13 protein-coding genes are annotated in these 18,143 nt (G+C 65.7%); 9 read left to right on the top strand and 4 right to left on the bottom strand.

What is annotated here, in order from left to right; genetic code table 11:
* From UC32_RS15555 to UC32_RS15580, 6 genes are all read left to right on the top strand, one after another.
* Positions 1-852 (top strand): carbohydrate ABC transporter permease, encoded by an 852-nt coding sequence (locus UC32_RS15555; protein ID WP_412178028.1) that lies wholly within the window; start codon positions 1-3, stop codon positions 850-852.
* Between the two features lie 19 nt (positions 853-871).
* The gene (locus tag UC32_RS15560; protein WP_045732103.1) at positions 872-1,888 is read left to right on the top strand and encodes a LacI family DNA-binding transcriptional regulator; all 1,017 of its coding nucleotides are present in this window, start codon (positions 872-874) and stop codon (positions 1,886-1,888) included.
* Between the two features lie 129 nt (positions 1,889-2,017).
* Positions 2,018-4,573, top strand: a complete 2,556-nt coding sequence (locus UC32_RS15565) for a rhamnogalacturonan lyase (RefSeq protein WP_045732104.1) — start codon at positions 2,018-2,020, stop codon at positions 4,571-4,573.
* 60 nt (positions 4,574-4,633) lie between these two features.
* Positions 4,634-5,467: an aldo/keto reductase gene (locus tag UC32_RS15570; protein ID WP_045732105.1), complete on the top strand. Its 834-nt coding sequence runs from the start codon at positions 4,634-4,636 to the stop codon at positions 5,465-5,467.
* 131 nt (positions 5,468-5,598) lie between these two features.
* A complete protein-coding gene (locus UC32_RS15575) occupies positions 5,599-5,865 on the top strand; it encodes a GlsB/YeaQ/YmgE family stress response membrane protein (protein WP_015935712.1) in 267 nt (88 codons plus the stop codon).
* A 123-nt stretch (positions 5,866-5,988) separates the two neighbouring features.
* Positions 5,989-6,387, top strand: coding sequence for a YtxH domain-containing protein (locus UC32_RS15580; RefSeq protein WP_045732106.1), 399 nt, complete (start codon positions 5,989-5,991; stop codon positions 6,385-6,387).
* 262 nt (positions 6,388-6,649) lie between these two features.
* On the opposite strand, the gene UC32_RS20605 is transcribed toward UC32_RS15580, so the two are convergent.
* On the bottom strand, positions 6,650-6,835 hold the full coding sequence (locus tag UC32_RS20605; protein ID WP_152642636.1) for a hypothetical protein: 186 nt from the start codon (positions 6,833-6,835) through the stop codon (positions 6,650-6,652).
* 462 nt (positions 6,836-7,297) lie between these two features.
* On the opposite strand from UC32_RS20605, the gene UC32_RS15590 reads away from it, so the two are divergent.
* Positions 7,298-8,986: an HNH endonuclease signature motif containing protein gene (locus UC32_RS15590; RefSeq protein WP_235423686.1), complete on the top strand. Its 1,689-nt coding sequence runs from the start codon at positions 7,298-7,300 to the stop codon at positions 8,984-8,986.
* A gap of 189 nt (positions 8,987-9,175) precedes the next feature.
* On the opposite strand, the gene UC32_RS15595 is transcribed toward UC32_RS15590, so the two are convergent.
* Positions 9,176-10,021, bottom strand: a complete 846-nt coding sequence (locus UC32_RS15595) for a methyltransferase (RefSeq protein ID WP_152642638.1) — start codon at positions 10,019-10,021, stop codon at positions 9,176-9,178.
* A gap of 244 nt (positions 10,022-10,265) precedes the next feature.
* Here UC32_RS15595 and UC32_RS15600 point away from each other — a divergent pair, with 244 nt between their 5' ends.
* Both UC32_RS15600 and UC32_RS15605 read left to right on the top strand, forming a co-directional pair.
* Positions 10,266-11,342: a lactonase family protein gene (locus UC32_RS15600; RefSeq protein ID WP_082072170.1), complete on the top strand. Its 1,077-nt coding sequence runs from the start codon at positions 10,266-10,268 to the stop codon at positions 11,340-11,342.
* A gap of 234 nt (positions 11,343-11,576) precedes the next feature.
* Positions 11,577-14,672, top strand: coding sequence for an alpha-amylase family glycosyl hydrolase (locus tag UC32_RS15605; protein WP_412178029.1), 3,096 nt, complete (start codon positions 11,577-11,579; stop codon positions 14,670-14,672).
* Positions 14,673-14,682: 10 nt separating this feature from the next.
* On the opposite strand, the gene UC32_RS15610 is transcribed toward UC32_RS15605, so the two are convergent.
* On the bottom strand, positions 14,683-15,591 hold the full coding sequence (locus UC32_RS15610) for an SDR family oxidoreductase (protein WP_045732109.1): 909 nt from the start codon (positions 15,589-15,591) through the stop codon (positions 14,683-14,685).
* A 20-nt stretch (positions 15,592-15,611) separates the two neighbouring features.
* Positions 15,612-17,804, bottom strand: coding sequence for a 4-alpha-glucanotransferase (malQ, locus tag UC32_RS15615; protein ID WP_045732110.1), 2,193 nt, complete (start codon positions 17,802-17,804; stop codon positions 15,612-15,614).
* Positions 17,805-18,143: the final 339 nt, after the last annotated feature.

Genomic DNA, 18,143 nt, shown 5'->3' on the forward strand with positions numbered 1-18,143 from the left:
GTGTCCACTCCCACTGAGATCCGCGAGAAGCCAAGCTTCCTTTCCACCGGCATCCTGATCCTCGGCGCGCTGTACTGCCTGTTTCCGGTCATCTGGGTGGTGGCTGCGGCCAGCAAGAGCAGCGACGAACTCTTCTCCACCTTCACCTTTGCGCCGAGCGTCCACCTGTGGAACAACATCGTGGAGCTGACCGCCTACCGCGACGGCGTGTTCTGGCGGTGGATGCTCAACACTGCCCTCTACGCCGGGGTGGGTGCCCTGCTCTCCACCTGGGTGTCCGCCCTCTCTGGCTACGTCCTGGCCAAGTACGACTTCCCCGGCAAGAACGGCGTGTTCAAGGTCCTCCTCATGGGCGTGCTGGTTCCGGGCGTCATCCTGGCCATCCCGCAGTACCTGATGCTGGCCCAGCTGGGCCTGACCAACACGTACTGGTCCGTTCTCCTGCCGCAAATCATCAGCCCCTACGGGATCTACCTGGCCCGCATCTACGCTGCGGCGTCGGTTCCCGGGGACGTCATTGAGGCTGCCCGGACGGAGGGCGCCAAGGACATGTACATCTTCAACCGCATCGCGCTGCCCATGATGCTGCCAGGCCTGGTGACGATCTTCCTGTTCCAGTTCGTGGCCATCTGGAACAACTTCATGCTGCCGTACATCATGCTGGGCGATGACACGCTGTTCCCGCTGACGGTGGGCCTGAACGGGCTCCTCAACCAGGGCGCCACCGCTCCGGCCCTGTACACGCTGGTGCTGGCAGGAGCCCTGCTGTCCATCATTCCGCTGGTCATCATGTTCCTGTTCCTGCAGCGTTACTGGCGCGTTGACCTCGCCGCCGGCGCCGTAAAGGCCTAGGGCTGGATAGGCTCGGATCATGATGCAACCGCAAGGCCGGCCCCGGCCCAAGATTGACGATGTGGCCAGGGAGGCAGGCGTCTCGCGAGGGACAGTTTCGCGGGTGCTCAATGGCGGGCACTGGGTCAGCCCGCCCGCGTTGGCCGCCGTCAACGCCGCCATCAAAAAGACCGGCTACCGCGTCAACCCCCACGCCCGGAACCTGGCCACGAACAAGGCCAACTCGGTGGCCTTCCTGCTCACCGAAACGCACGACCGCCTGTTCGCCGACCCCAATTTCGCCGTCCTGATGCGGGGCGCTGCCGATGCCCTGGCCGTGCACGACATTCCCCTGGTGCTGATCATGGCCGGTACGGACGACGAGCAGCGCCGTGCCACCGATTTCCTCACCGCCGGCCATGTGGACGGAGTCCTGCTGGTCTCCTCGCATGGCAGCAGGAAGGGCGTGATCGCCGACATCATCGCCGCGGGCGTGCCTGCTATCGCCTGCGGCGTTCCCCTGGGCTTCGAAAAGAAGATGGGCTACGTGGCAGCGGACGACTACCAGGGCGCGCTGGAGCTGCTGGAGTTCCTTGACGACGGCGGCCGGAAGCGGATCGCCACCATCACCGGCCCGCAGGACACCTCCGGCGGCATCCGGCGGCTGGAAGCCTACCGGGCACACCAGGGTGACGCCTTCGACGAGGCGCTGGTGGCGCCAGGTGACTACAGCCGGGAAAGCGGGGCCAGGGCCATGCGTGAGCTCCTCGCCCGGGTCCCCGACGTGGACGCCGTCTTCGCCGCCAACGACCTCATGGCCCTCGGCGCGCTGGAGGTATTGCACGACGCCGGACGGCGGGTTCCCGAGGACGTTGCGGTAGTGGGGTTCGACGACATTTCGGCCGCCTCCGCCGCCACCCCTGCCCTGACCACGGTGCGGCAGCCATTCGACCGGATCAGCGAGGAAATGGTGCGGTTGTTGCTGGACGTCATCGCCGGGAAGAACCATGCCGCCATCACCATTCCCACGGAACTCGTGGTCCGGGAATCGGCCTGAAAGCCCGGATTTCTACAACGTTCTAAATACCCTACGGCGGGTTCACAAAACAAGGCTTGTTTTGCCCTATCCCGCCCACTAGATTTTTGGGGAAGCGTTTTCCCAATTCGAAATTGAAAGGATTCACTGATGAATCCCTCCAAGGCACCCGCGCGCCTCCTGTCGGTCGCCACCCTCGGCCTGGCACTCACCGTAGGCTGCCTCGCAGCCCCTGCTGCCGCCGTCGGGCCTTCTCCTTCCCAGCCCGGCAATCCGGGAATCCAGCTTGACTACCTGGACCGCGGCCTGGTTGCCGCCAAGACTTCCGAAGGCGTGTTCCTCAGCTGGCGCCTGCTGGGCAACGAGGCCACCGGGTCCTCCGAAACCGGCCTGACCGGAACGGACTTCAACGTGTACCGGGACGGGCAGAAGCTGGTGACGGTCACGGACAGCACCAACTACCAGGACCCCGCCGGGACCGCCGGATCGAAGTACCAGGTGCGGGCCGTCGTCGGCGGCGTGGAGCTGGACGAAAGCGCAACCGCAACCCCCTGGGGCGGCAACTTCAAGGACATTCCCCTGAAGAAGCCGGCCGACGGCGTGACCCCCGCCGGCCAGGCCTACACGTACTCGGCCAACGACACCTCCGTGGGCGATGTGGACGGCGATGGTCAGTACGAGTTCATCGTGAAATGGGACCCGAACAACTCCAAGGACGTTTCGCAGGTGGGTTACACCGGCAATACGTACGTGGATACCTACAAGGCCGACGGCACGCTGCTGCACCGGATCGACCTCGGCGTCAATGTCCGCTCCGGCGCTCACTACACGCAGCTGCTGGTCAACGACTTCGACGGCGACGGCCGGGCCGAGCTGATGATGAAGACCGCGCCGGGCACCAAAACCACCAACTACAACGCGGACGGCAGCGTGGCCGCGGAATCGTTCATCACCATGCTCCGGTCCGATATCAACGCCGGGTACTCGAACAGCGACGACTACAGGATGAGCGCCGCGGACTACTACCAACACATGGTGAAGACCTTCCAGGGCTGGACGGAGCACCCCGAGGTGAAGGCGGGGAACTGGCCGGCCACCCTCGAGGAAGCTTTCGGCATCGCGCCCAAGTACAAGTACCCGCTGTCCCAGGCCGATGCCGAGGCGCTGACCGACTACTTCATGGACGTCTACGCCCCCTCCCGAAGCGCCCGGAACAACCTCCGCGCGTTCGAGGGATTCATCGTGTCCGGCCCCGAATACCTGTCCGTCTTCGAAGGCGCCACGGGTAAGGAGCTGAAGACTGTCGCCTACCAGCCGGGCCGGACCGACGACGGCATGATGTGGGGCGATTACGCCATGGCCCGCATCGAACCGGGCAACCGCGTGGACCGGTTCCTCGCCGGCGTCGCCTACCTGGACGGCAAGAAGCCCGCAGCAGTGTTCGCCCGCGGCTACTACACCCGCACCACCCTGGCCACCTACACCTGGGACGGCACCAACCTTTCCCCGGTATGGAACGTGGATTCCGGCTGGACGCCCATGACCAACCCGTTCAACGACTCCCCGCACGGCCGCGACGGCACGGATCCGACCTACGGCAAGCTCACCACCCAGGGCTTCCACTCCCTGAGCGCCGCCGATGTTGACGGCGACGGCAAGCAGGAGATCGTCTACGGTTCGGCAACGCTCGACGACGACGGCTCGCTTCTGTACAGCTCGTTCGACACCCTGCCGGCCGGCAGTGCCGCGCCGGGCGAGGAGGCACGCCTGGGCCACGGCGATGCCATGCACGTGGCGGACATCGATCCCAACCGCCCCGGCAAGGAAATCTTCACCGTTCACGAGGGCGCCACCTACGCACCGTACGGTTACGCCATGCGCGACGCCGCGACGGGTGAGGTGCTGTTCGGCGCCTACTCCGGCAAGGACACGGGACGCGGCATGATCGGCGACGTCGACCCCTCCGTTCCGGGCCTGGAGAACTGGGCGATCGGCATGCAGTCCGCCGACGGCCGCAAGCTTTCAAGCACAGGCCCCGGCACCAACATGAGCATCAGGTGGGCCGCAAACATGACGACGCAGATCGTCAACGGCGCCGGCGACCAGACCCCCACCATCGATGACTGGACGCGGGGCCGACTGCTCACCGCCGACGGCACCCGCACCAACAACGGCACCAAGGGCACCCCCAGCCTGGTGGCAGACATCCTCGGCGACTGGCGCGAAGAACTGGTGGTCCGCACCGCCGACAGCTCCGCGTTGCGGATCTACCTGAGCACCGAGGTGACGGACCACAAGCTCTACACCCTGATGCACGATCCCCAGTACCGTGCTGAGGTGGCCCGCCAGAACACCACGTACAACCAGCCGTCCTACACCGATTTCTACCTCGCCTCGGACATGAAGTTCGGCAACGTCCCGCTGCGCGCCGCGTGGCTTCCGGGCAGCGTGAAGGCACTGCAGAATGCGGTGGAGGACCTTGTGGAATCGGGTGAGATCGCGGGCCCGGTGGCCAGCCAGCTCACCGCGGCTACCCAGCAGGCCCAAAAGGCCGTGGAGGACCGGGACGCCGCCAAGGCAGGGAAGGCCATCCAGCGTTTCGTGAAGTTCCTTGCCCAGCAGAAGAACCCGGACAAGGTGTCAGACACGGCCAGGGCGGTGCTGACCCACAACGCAGGCAACGTCCTCCGCGCTTTCGAAAAATAGGGGTTCACCGCATTTTGCCCCTCAGGGAAAGGACCGCCAGGTTAACGGCAGACTGTTGATATGACACTTGCACCGGTTATCGCACTCAACGACGGATACTCGATCCCCCAGATCGGTCTTGGCACGTGGCCGCTGGACGACGACCAGGCGGCGGCCGCCGTCGTCCATGCCGTAGAAGCCGGCTACCGGCACATCGATACGGCAGTGAAGTACGGCAACGAACGCGGCGTGGGCCATGGCATCAAGGCCAGCGGCGCTGATCGTGGCGAGCTCTTCATCACCACCAAACTGGATGGCGAGTTCCAAGGGAATGACAGGGCCGTTGAGGGGCTGGAGGGGTCGCTGAAGAGGCTCGGCCTCGACTATGTGGACCTGCTGCTGATCCACTGGCCCTTGCCCGGCCGGGATCAGTTCGTCTCCACCTGGAAAACGTTCGAGCGCCTCCAGGCTGAGGGAAAGGTGTGCTCCATCGGAGTGTCCAACTTCAAGCCTGCACACCTGGAGCGGTTGATGGCGGAGACGGATGTTGTTCCCGCCGTCAACCAGGTCCAGCTGACGCCTGCCGTTACCCGGGCGGCGGCGCGGGAATTCCATGCAAAACATGGCATCGCCACCGAGTCCTACAGCCCCTTGGGCGGTTCCGGGGCCGGCATCCTGGGCGCGCCGGTCCTGGGCCGACTGGCCGAAAAGCACGGCAAGACTCCGGGCCAGGTGGTACTGCGCTGGCACGTTCAAAACGGATTGGTAACGATTCCAAAGACCGCCAATCCTGACCGGATGCGCGAGAACCTGGATGTCTTCGACTTCGTGCTGGACCCGCAGGATCTCGCGGAATTGGCTATCCTCGACGAGGGACCCGGCGCCGGCAATGATTCGGACGTGACCGGGCATTGATCCAGGCCTGAGCAGCCTCTTTCCTCCTCTCCGGGGTTGGCAAATCGATAGTAAGCATGATTACTATTGGGGCAGAGGATGAATTGCCTCCGGAATCCGGGGGCGTCCTTACTTAGGAAGAGGAGCGAAAAATGGGTTTCATTGCATTTCTGATTCTCGGACTTATTGCCGGTGCGATTGCAAAGGCGATCCTTCCGGGACGCCAGGGCGGCGGCTGGATCATCACCATGGTGCTGGGCGTCGTAGGTGCCCTGCTTGGTGGATGGATCGGCGGCGCGCTGTTCGGCGGCGGACTGCAGGAGTTCTTCTCGCTGCAGACCTGGCTGCTGGCGATCCTCGGATCGCTGATCGTCCTTGCGATCTACGGCATGGTCACTAAGCGTGGTGCGCGCCGCTAAAGCAGCGCCCACAGCCAGGAAGCCGGCCTGGGGAGGACATCCCCAGGCCGGCTTTCACATTTCCGGCCATGGCGTTGCCGCCGGGCCGGACTTGGAAACCTTCTTTCGGAGCAGGAGTTCACCATGAAAAACAAGCTTCTTTTGGGTGTTGGAGTTGCCGTTGGCTACGTCCTTGGATCACGGTCGGGCCGCGCCGCGTACGACAAGCTGAAGGCGCGCGCCGCCGGGATCTGGGACAGCAAACCCGTTCAGGACAAAGTGACAGTCGCCACCGAGGCCATCAAGGAGAAAGCCCCGGACGTGGCCGACCAGCTGTCAGAAGCGGCACGGCGTGCCGGAACTGTGCTGGGCTCGGCGATGCACCGCGATGACTCCTCCGGGAAGTCCACGCCAGCCAGCCACGACACCTCGGCATCCGCCGCTCAAGCGGGCGGGCTCGGTGGAGACCACATCCCGGCCCACAGCACCCACCCGGAAACCACGAACCTCGGCACCACCAGTGAGGGCAACTCCAAGAGCTAGCCGCTTCGCGGAGGCAGCAGTCCCCTGTGAACCCCCGATTGACAAGGGGCTCCTGCGTTCCGTGTGCTACAACTGATTCGCCTTGCCGGCCGTCGCGATCCTTGGGGGACGCGCCGGCCGGCAGCGTGTTTAAGCCCCACCCGCTGAGCACTGCCAGTTCGGGGCGTTTTGAAGCTGCACGTTCAGTGCGGCCCCGCCGGCGTCACTTTCGGCCGCGATGTGAATCGGACGCCCATCCTCGGCCGAAACCGGCGGCCGGAACCTAGGACCTGGCGTCGGGCCATTGGGTGGGGTCGTAACCGTTGATCCCCGGTACACGCCGTGCCGGCTGGAGGTTATCGTCGTCGTCTGCATGCTCAGGCGCAGCTGGATCCGCATCCTTAGCGGCGTCCTTGCCCTGCTCCTCCGGGTCCTCCCGGACCCTCTTTCCATGTTCCCTGCCAGCCATCTGCCACTCCCGGCCCTCTGTTGACGTAGGCCCAGCTGCATGAACCACTATGGCAACCCTAGTCCCGGAGGAACGCCGAAAACGCTGGATCCCATCAAGAAAATGTCAATACTTTAGGCGCGGCTGCGCGTCCGCGCCGCCTAGGGTTGACGTGACCGCGTTGCGTTGCCGGGTCAGGAGCAGATACGGGCCAGGTTTTCCACATAGCGGTTTGTGTGGGTCCTGATTGTCAGTCCCCTTTGGCAGAGTGGGGTCATGGAAGCCATCGGGGAGCAGCTATCGGAGAGCGAAGACTCTTCGGACTTGCTGCCGCCCGACTTTCACCGCGGCAGTCACCTTTCCGCAGGGCAGCACGTCCGCACGACAACGCACGACGCCGGGCCGCACCCCCGCGCCACGTCGCACCTTCGGCCAGTCCCCAGCTGCTCCGTTCCAGACCCATCACCAGACCAATCATTGGGCGTGCCTCTGGATTCAGCTTTGGACCTGTCCGTCCTGACCGCACGGATGGCCACCGCGGCAGTAGCAGCCCGGGAAGCCCTGCCCACGGCCGACTACACCAGGGCGGCTACCTTCGCCGCCGACGTCGAAGGGCTCTCGCGCTGCGTGGAGTACCTCCAACTCATCGCCGCCAGGGCCGTGGAGCACACCCGCACCCGCGCGATCGCCGACGCCGAATCCAACCGGACGGCCCGCCGCGCCGCCCGGGTCAGCTTCTGGGGCGCCAACGGCATAGAAATCCTCAACGAAACCGACACCAACTGGCCCGCTGCCACACGCGTGCCCGCAGCAACGCCTGCGGAGCGCACCACCGCGGCACAGGCGTTGCTCACGTCCCCGGCCGGTGACGGTTGCCGGAACACCGCCGAGTTCCTCCGCCTCAGGCTCTTCATCCCCGTCCGCGAAGCCCGCCGCCGGCTCACCCTCGCCCATCAAACCCTGCCCGGCACCACCCTCACCGGCGAACCCATAGCCCCGACACACGAACTCCTCGCCAGCACCCTTGCACCGGCCGATGCCAGCATTGGCCAGCCCGCCACCACCGACACACCACCACACATCATCACCGCACCCGCCGTGTCCTCCCACGCGGCCACCATCATCACCGCCACCCTCGAGCGGCTACAACACCACACCACTCCCGAAACCCTGCGCGGCATCGAGCACCACCTCACCTCGGCCGCCACCACCGCGGACCCCGACTTCCTCGCCCGCCTGGCCCAACGCCTCACCGAGACCATCGACGCCGACGGCACCGAACCCAGCGAAGAAGCGCTCCGCCACGCCCAAGGTGCCTTCATCCGCAAACCCCGCCATGGCCTCCACCGCGTGGAAATCTTCGCCACCCCCGACCAATACGAACACCTCCTCACCGCCATGAACATCGCCACCAACCCCCGCACCACCACCCCGAACACCACTACCAATGGCGACGGCGACGTGCGTGAGGCAGGCACCCGCGGCGGCGACGGCAGCGGAAATCAGGTAGCACCCGTCCCGGAGCTGGAACGCCGCACCAGGCCCCAACAACAGCTCGACGGCATCATCACCGCTGTCAAAACGGCACTCACCACCGGGCTCCTCCCCACCACCGGCGGCAACAGACCCCAGATCATCGCCACCATCAACCAACGCGATCTCTTCCCCACCCCTGCATCCACCACACACCACACGCCGGCCGCGGGAACCTTTGCCTTCACCGGCCCAATCGCCGCCACGACGCTGCGCAAAATCGCCTGCGACGCCGACATCATCCCCGCACTCCTGGGCACCAACAGCGAAATCCTCGACCTCGGACGCAAAACCAGACTCTTCACCCCAGCCCAACGCCTCGCCCTCACCGCCCGCGACCAAGGCTGCACCTTCCCCAACTGCACTATCCCCGCGCCCTGGTGCGAAGCACACCACATCACCTACTGGTCACACGGTGGCCACACCAACACCACTAATGGCACACTCCTCTGCACTCATCACCACCACCTCATCCACAAGGAAAACTGGACTATCAACACCACCGGTGGCACCCCGGCCTTCATCCCGCCGCCCCATATAGACCCCTCCCAAACACCCCAGCAAAACCACTACTTCAAACCACCACTGTTGCCACCACAACCACAACCACCGACCGCAACCAACGCCGCCCGGCCATGACACACGCCCACTACGTTGGACAGACAGCCGCGACGCACGACTGCACCCGCAGCCGCCTGGGACCGCCCCGATTTGTTGGACGCCACCGCCACCACCGACCGCAACCAACGCCGCCCGGCCATGACACACGCCAATTACGTCGGCCAGACAGCCGCGACACACGAGTACACCGCGCCGCCAGGGGCGCCCCTAATCGTGGGCAGTTCCCACCACGGCCGTTCCGTCGAGTTCCTCAGAATGAATCGTGGTCACAGAGAGTCCGGTGACAGCCACGAGCGCGGCGGTGCCGGAGGCCTGCTGTTCGCTGGTTTCGATGAGCACGCAACCGCGCGGAGCAAGCCAGTCCCTGGCGCCCGCTGCCACGCGGCGGTGGAAGTCGAGCCCGTCAGTGCCGCCATCGAGGGAAATGAGCGGTTCGTGAATGCGCGCCTCGGGCGGCATGGTTTTGATGGCCTTGGTGGGAACGTACGGTGCGTTGACAGCGAGGATGTCAACCCTGCTTCGAAGGCTTCCAGGGAGCGCATCGAACAGATCACCGGTGTGGACATGGCCTCCCAGTACCTCGATGTTGCTCCGCGCACACTCCACAGCCACAGAATCAATATCCACCGCATGCAGTTCTGCCCGTGGGAATCGTCGGGCCAGTGCCGCACCAACGGCACCGGAACCGCAACATAAGTCCACCACCACACCATCAAAGGAGGCATTTCCCGGGCGGCCATGGACCGTTGTGGCGATGCCGGACGACGAGTCCCCCGAAACGGCGTACCCCGAATGACTACCCTCCCCAGATATCAGCTCAGCGGCAAGCCGAACCAACAGCTCGGTCCGGCGCCGGGGAACGAAAACACCGGGACGGACCGCCATGCGGTGCCCGTCGAACTCCGCCCACCCCAGGATGTATTCCAGTGGAAGACCTGCCACCCGACGCTGCACGCAGTCCGCCAACTCTGCCGGGTTGGCCGCTTGCTCGAGGAGAAGCAGAGCTTCCTCCTCGGCAAACACGCAGCCGGCGGCCCGCAAAGCCTCGGCCACGTCGACGACCCCCGTACCCAGCTGTTTCGGGGTCCCGGAGGACGGGACAGAATGCAACGCGCTCCCCTTCGGAATGAGTGTGGGCACTGGGGCTGCCGGCGCTAGGAGCCCGGACGGTGAAGGACCGAACCCGGGACGACAAAATCACCCACCTGATCCACCTCCATCTGCCTGGCTGGAAATTTCATCGTAATTGACGCCACGCCGCCGCGGCAGGGGCTGTGTCTGTTGGCAGGATGGAGGCATGACATCTGCCTCTAGGACACCTGCCACAAACAGCCAAGTTCTTTCCACGGCGATCATCTGGACTGGCGCCTACACCCCGGACGGGGGCGGCCGCGCCGAGGGCATCGGCGCCCTCCGTGCCAACGGGGACGGGAGCCTGGAATGGCTCGGCACGGCAGTTAAGGCCCAGTCGCCGTCGTTCGTCGCCGTCCATCCGACCCTTCCTGTGGTGTACGCGGTGGCCGAGCAGCGCAAAATGGTTCAGGCCTACCGGCACGTCAGCGGCCACACGCTGGAACCGATCGGCGCACCCTGGCCGGCAGGCGAGGCCACCTGCCACGTTGCAGTAGACCCGCACGGCCGCTTCGTCACCGCAACCTGCTGGGGAGACGGCCAGGTCCTGCTTTATGAACTGGATGCCGACGGCGGGATCACTGAGCGGTTCGCGGCCGCGCCGTCGACCGATCCGCACTCGGTACACTCCCCCGAAGAACCCCGGCAGGGCAGGGCGCACACCAGCCTGATGCTGCAGGGCGGGCGGGTCATGACCACAGACCTGGGCCACGACACACTCCGAATCTGGACCTATAAGCCCGGCACCGGGCTGGTGGCCGACCATGAGGTTGTCTTGCCGTTCGGCAGCGGCCCACGTCATCTGGCACTGCACCCCGGCGGGAACGTGTTCGTCGTCTCCGAATACTCCATCGAGGTCTTTGTCGTGCGGCCGGAAGCCGGAACTTTCGAGTTGGTGTTCCGTGGCCCCGCAACACAGGGAGGTGCCATGGACGGCGACTCGGCCGCCGAAATCTGCCTCGGCCCAGGCGGTGCCTTCGCCTACGCCGGCGTCCGCGGATCCAATCGGATCAGCGTGCTCGAGGTGGGCAGCAACGGCAGTGAACTGCTACCAGTGCAGGATCTGGCCAGCGGCGGTGACTGGCCCCGCCACCACCTGGTCCGGGGTCCCTGGCTTCACGTTGCCCACGAACGCTCGGACAATGTGGCCACCTTCGCCCTGGACCCTAAGACCGGCCTTCCGGGTCCGGTGGTCCATAGCGTCGAAACTCCTTCGCCCACCGCCCTGGTGCCAAACGGCTGACACGGCCGTGCGTTGCGGCCCGTGCCTGTAGCGGCCTAAGCCGTGTATGGAGCTTTTCGACTGCCTCCAACGGGTAATTTCCTAAACACTGGAGTAATCCTGCGCCAGCGCCTACGGTTGTGATGTGGTTCACAGGAAGCATGCTTTCCTTCGGACCCGGCGGCGCCCTTGCCGCACCAACCCTTGCCGACAGCAAGCCTGTAAAGCAGCGCCGCTACCAGGAAGGTCTCACCCTTGATACTCCGCACCCCCACCGGCGTGCCCCCACGCGTCACGCCACCAACGCCACCCCGTGCCCGTAGCGGCGCTGCCGCCCGCCGGGCCGCCGTCGGACTCCTCGCGGCAACCGTTGCCCTCTCTGCTGCGTCGCTCCCGGCACAGGCTGCCCCCGCCCCGAAGGACCCGGCGTCGGCGGCCCAACACTCGCTCCGAGCGCCGGTGACCGACGAGAACTTCTACTTCGTCATGGCAGACAGGTTCAGCAACGGCAGCACCGCCAATGACCAGGGAGGCTTGGGCTCCGATCCCATGGTGTCCGGCTTCGACCCCACCAAGAAGGGCTTTTACAACGGCGGCGACCTGGCCGGGCTCCGAAACAAGATCGACTACATCCAGGGCCTTGGCACCACGTCGATCTGGCTCACGCCCAGCTTCAAGAACAAGGCTGTGCAGCCAGAGGACAAATCGGCCGGCTACCACGGCTACTGGGTCACCGACTTCACCCAAATCGATCCCCATCTGGGCACCAACGCCGAACTCAAGTCACTCATCGACGAAGCCCACGCCCGCGGGATGAAGGTCTACTTCGACATCATCACCAACCACACGGCGGACGTCATCGGCTACGGCGACAACAATGAACGGAAGGGTTACGTCGCCAAGGACGCCGTCCCCTACAAAACTGCCGACGGACAGGCCTTCGATGACCGCGATTACGCAGGGACGGACGGGTTCCCGGAACTGGATGCCGGCACGTCTTTCCCCTACAAACCCGTCCTGGAACCCGGCGAAGAGGACCTCAAGGTTCCAGCGTGGCTCAACGATCCCACCCTGTACCACAACAGGGGTGACACCACGTTTACCGGCGAGGACTCGTTCTACGGGGACTTCTTCGGCTTGGACGACTTGTTCACTGAACACCCCACAGTGGTCAACGGCATGAAGGACATCTATAAGAACTGGATCCGCGACTTCGGGGTTGACGGTTTCCGGATCGACACCATGAAGCACGTTAATGACGAGTTCTGGCAGGATTTCGGTCCGGACGTGCTCAATTACGCCAAGGAACAGGGCAAGGACGAGTTCTTCATGTTCGGCGAGGTCTTCGACACCTCCAAGAGCTTCACATCGCAGTTCACTACGAGGAACCGGATGCAGGCCGTCCTCGACTTCCCATTTCAGGACGCAGCGCGGAACTTCGCATCCAAGGGCCAGGGCGCCGGTACCCTGCAGGAATTCTTCGCTGGCGATGACTGGTACACCGACGCTGATTCGAACGCCTACCAACTCCCCACATTCCTGGGCAACCATGACATGGGCCGGATCGGCAGCTTCATCGCTGCCGACAATCCCGGAGCAACGGACTCCGAGAAGGTGGCCCGCGACCGCCTTGCCCACGAACTCATGTACTTCTCCCGGGGGAACCCCGTGGTCTACTACGGGGACGAGCAAGGCTTCACCGGGCCCGGTGGAGACCAGGACGCCAGGCAAACGCTGTTCGCCAGCCAAGTGCCGGAATACCTGGACGATGACCTGCTGGGCACCGATGCCACGCACGCCACGGACAACTTCAACACCGCCCATCCGCTCTACACCGGGATCAGTGAACTGGCTGCCCTCACCAAGGAACATCCCGCCTTGCGGAACGGCGCCCAGCAGGGCCGCTACGCCTCCGACGGCCCCGGCATCTATGCTTTCTCCCGGACCGACGCCTCGGACCAGCGCGAATATGTGGTGGCACTGAACAACAGCGGGCAGCCCCAGACCGCCGACGTCCCCACCTACATCGCCAAGCGGAACTACACCCGCATCTACGGAGACGCAGCAGCCAAGGCCAAGACATCGGACGCCGGCACCCTGACGGTCACGGTGCCACCGCTTTCAGCCGTGGTCTACCAGTCCTCCGGCCGCATCCCGCACTCCAAGTCCGCTCCCGCCGTCGCCCTTCAGCAACCGGCGCCGGCGGCAGGCGACAACGGGCGGCTTCAGGTGACGGCCGACGTCGGCGGTACTTCGTTCTACGAGGTCACCTTCGAGGCGAAGCAGGCCGGCGGGAACTGGACGCCAATCGGCACCGACGATGCCGCGCCGTACCAGGTGTTCCACGACGTGGCAGCCCTGGACGCCGGGACCTCCGTGGAGTACCGCGCCACAGTGCTCGACAACGGCGGCCACACCGCCACCAGCCAGATAAGAAGTGCCAGCGTTCCTGCCCCGGTCCTGACACTGCAGCAGCCCGCAGAGGGCAGCAACGTCCAGGGTGCAGTTGAGCTCAGCGCCACGGCCGATCCCGAAAAGTCCAGCAACGTGGTGTCCTTCCAGCGGAGCGTCGACGGCGGAGAATGGACAGCCGTGGGAACTGACGATTCCTCCCCCGTGTACTCGGCCACCGATGACATCTCTTCCCTGGCCGACGGCACCACGATGCAGTACCGCGCCCTCATGTCCGGGCCCGGCTTCAGCGTTGTCAGCGGGGCCCGGACCGTCACCGTGGGCGAAGCACCGCAGCCCGATTCGGTGGCGGTGGCCGGATCACTGAACAAGGCGATGGGCTGCGCGGCGGACTGGGACCCAGCCTGTGCGCAGGCGAAGCTGGTCCTGGACCCCGCGGACCGGATCTGGCGCGTACAGGCTGACCTGCCGGCAGGCACCTACGAGTACAAGGCTGCGCTCAACGGCAACTGGGATACGAACTATGGTGCAGACGGCCAACCTGCCGGGCAGAACATCGTCCTTAACCACCCGGGCGGCCCGGTCACCTTCCGGTACGACAACAGCACACACCTGCTGAGCGCCACCTATGCCGCGCAGCAGCCCGGTGCCGTTGCCGCCGCAGGCAGCATGGACAGTGAGCTTGGCTGCGCGGCGGACTGGGATCCCGCGTGCGATCAGGCTCAGCTCAGCCTGGACCCGGCCAGCCTCATCTGGAAGCTGACCTTTCCCGCCCTCCCGGCCGGCAGCTACGAATTCAAAGCCGCCCTGGACCGGTCCTGGAACGTGAGCTACGGGGCCGGCGGGGCTTCCCCGGGCGCCAACATCGCGTTGGAGCACGACGGCGGCCCGGTCACGTTCCGGTACGACCACTTCACACACGTGATCACGGCCGGATAGCAGAGGCGACCTACCCGTCGACCGGATGGCCGAGGATGCCGAGCAACCGCCGGATGGCATCCTCGGCCGTTGGCGGCGGTCCGAAGACTGCCCGCTGCCTGGTGGTGTTGGCGACGTAGCGGCCGGTCTGGAACCAGCCCATCATCGACGCCATGTCCGGCACCGTCGGGTTCACCCGTCCCAACACCACCCCGGCCGTCTTCAGCACCCGCAAAGGCACGGAACGGACCCCGATCTTCGACCCGCTGAGCCGGCCCATCATGTCCGCCACGTCCTTCATGCGGACCGGCCGGTCCCAGCCGATGTCGATCCGCTCCCCGTCGACCCCCGGAGCATCTACGGCGTCTGCCAGGTAGCCGGCAAGGTCGGGGGTGAGCACAAAGGTCAGCGGAACGTTGGGCGAACCGAACCACGTCAGTTTGCCCTTGGTCACAGGGTCACCGCTGAACCGCGTGACCTGGTCCAGGAAGGCGCCCGGCCGCAGCGCAACGAACGGTACGCCGAGTCCCTCCAGCTTGTCCTCCATCAGCTTCTTGTGCCAGAAGTGCGGCACCTCCGGGGTTTCGTCGCAGGTCAGGATGCTGGTGAGGACAAAGCGCCGGACGCCTGCCCGGGCCGCCGCTTCCGCCAGGTTGGCGTTGCCCAGGGTGTCGGTTGCGGGGCTGTCGCCCTTGCGGTGCTTGGTGTAGCCGGCGGCTGAGGTGATCACGGCGTCGGCTCCGGCCATGGCCTGGTCCAAGGATCCGGGGTCCATCATGTCCCCGCGGGCTATCTCCACACCGAGGGATTCCAGCCGCGAGGCATCCGAACCGGGCCGCACCAAGGCACGCACCGTTTTGCCCCGGTCCACCAGCGCGGTGACCACCTGGCCGCCGAGCATGCCGGTACCGCCGACCACCAATACTGGTTCGCCGTTCATGCCATTCTCCTCACCATTGACTAGCCGTGCAGGGCCTCCTCCACCGCCGCGAGCAGCGAGTTGAACCGCGCGTTTGCGGGGAGGTCATCAAGGAACACCGGCTTGCCGTCCGGGCCGGCCAGCGGCACCTGCCAGTTGGGGTAAAGCTCCTCCGTGGTTCCGGGCTGGTTCTGCACCCGCCGCTCCCCCACCGCATCCACCAGCGCCACGCCCAGCAGCACGGACGGCGTCTGGCTCAGCAAGAGGTGCAGGACCTCAATGGTCTGCTCCTCCGCGTCACCGCCGGTGCCGGTTCCGGGCAGGTAGCCGCGTTCGCGGAGCAGCGCGAACATCTTTTCCAGGGACGCGTTGTGCTGGGCACGCTCTTCGGCTTCGGACCGTTCCAGCAGACCCAGGTGGCTCCGCAGCGCCACGTGGTCCCCGGCGAGGTAACCGGCGGTGGGCGGAAGATCGTGGGTGTTGACGCTGGAAAGCGCCTGCGTACGGTACTTTTCGGGCGCAAGGGGGGAATCGCCGTCGTACTCGAACCAAAGAATGGACGTGCCCAAAATGCCGCGTGCTGCAAGGTAGTCCCGCACCCACGGTTCGAAAGTGCCCAGGTCCTCGCCGATCACCACGGCCCCCGCCCGGTGCGCTTCCAGGGCCAGGATGCCGATCAGTGCCTCATGGTCGTACTTCACGTACGCGCCGTCGCCGGGGGCGTTGCCGCTGGGGATCCACCACAGCCGGAACAGTCCCAGGATGTGGTCCACCCGGATGCCGCCGGCGTGCCGCAGCACGGTGGCCAGCATGTTCCGGAACGGCTGGTAGCCCGCCTCGGCCAGCCGCGAAGGATGCCACGGCGGCTGGCCCCAGTCCTGGCCCTGCTGGTTGTACATGTCCGGCGGCGCACCCACGCTGGTGGCGGGAGTGAGCACGCCCTTCAGCGTCCAGGCGTCCGCGCTGCTGTGGTCTACGCCGACAGCGAGGTCGTGGACCACGCCCAGCCGCATCCCGGAACGCAGCGCCGCCTGCTGCGCGTTCTCCAGCTGCTCGTCGCAGATCCACTGCAGCCACCGGTGGAAGCCGATCCGGTCCTCGAGCCTTGCCCGCAGCGCCTGCGCCTCCTGCGAATCCAGCGAGAACGCCGGGTCAGTCCACATGGGATCGTCCGGCGCTGCGTCCTCGCGGATGGCCGACCAGAGGGCGAAGTCGTCCAGGCCGCTGCCGGAAATGCGGCAGAACTCATCGAAGGCCGCCTGCCGGGAGGGGGACCGGCGCGCGTGGTACAGCAGCTCCAGGGCCTGCAGTTTCGCGGCGTAGACGGCGTCCCGGTCCAGCCGTTCGGCGTCCTTGTTAAGGCCCGCCACCTCCTCGCGCAGCTTCTCCAGTGCAGCTCGCTTCCGAGGCCGCAGGTAGGCAAGCTCCGGAACCGCCTCGATCCGGATATAGATCGGGTTGAAGAACCGCCGGGTGGACGGCGAGTACGGTGAGGGCTGCACCGGCGGAACCGGTTCAGCGGCGTGCAGCGGGTTGACCAGCACGTAATCGGCCCCGCGGGCCCCACTGAGCGCGGCGAGGTCCGCCAGGTCGGCAAAATCTCCGATCCCCCACGAACGCTTCGAACGCACGGAGTACAGCTGCGTGGCGAGCCCCCATCCGCGCCGCTGTTCAAGGTCCCGGGCGGTATCCAGCCGGGCCGGCGTCACCACCAGGGTTGCTGTGGCGGTGACACTCCCGGCCTCCGCGTGCAGCGTGTGCCAGCCGAGCGGCAGGTCCTGCGGCAGGGCAAAGGTGGCCCGGCCCGTGGCGACGCCGTCCACGTCCCGCGGCTGTACCCACACGTCCTGCTGGGCCGCGTCCACGCTCCCGGCTCCGCCCTCAAGGCTGATGCGGAGGCTAACGGGGGCGCCGTCGGGGATGTGGACCGGTACCTGGGCCGGCTCACCCTGTTGGATTACGACGGCGGGAGGCAGCATTTTGCGCCAGGGGGCCAGTTCCGCTTCGGCCAGCCCCGCCAGGATCTGTTCATCGGTGTGGGCCGGCACGCCCAACGCGCCCAGGACCTTCGTCAGGGTCTCCAGGGATACAGTTTGCGGCAGCCCGTCCCAGCCCTGGAAGGAAGTGCCCACCCCATGGGCGTCCGCGAGCTGCTGCAGCAGGTGTGCATCCACGGCCGGTAGTTCCGCGGGCGCATTCCGTCGTAATACGTGCTGCTGGTCTGATGCCGTCATGCGTGTCCGCTCCGTCTGGTGTGATGGGCCTGAACTTACGTGCTGCATGTTGCACCGGGCGTTTGCACCCCCGCGCACAACCGTGGGTTCAGATTATTGCAGTGCCGCCGCGGGACGAAACTGCCGTCCGAAGCGGGCCTGCCCGCCACAAAACGTCACGCCCGCTGCCGTGCGTTACTTCCCGCGTCGAAAAGAGAAGCAACAAGGCGGGATTCCGCCGGGTGGAAGTGAATCTGTGTAGCCTCGTGACGACCGGCGGCACGTATCCATCACACGACGCGCCGGCAACAGGCAGACAGCAACAGACGGCAACAGGCATATACGCAACTGGCACGCAGC

It is taken from the genome of Pseudarthrobacter chlorophenolicus, from assembly GCF_000962805.1.
GTDB classification, from domain to species: Bacteria; Actinomycetota; Actinomycetes; order Actinomycetales; family Micrococcaceae; genus Arthrobacter; species Arthrobacter chlorophenolicus_A.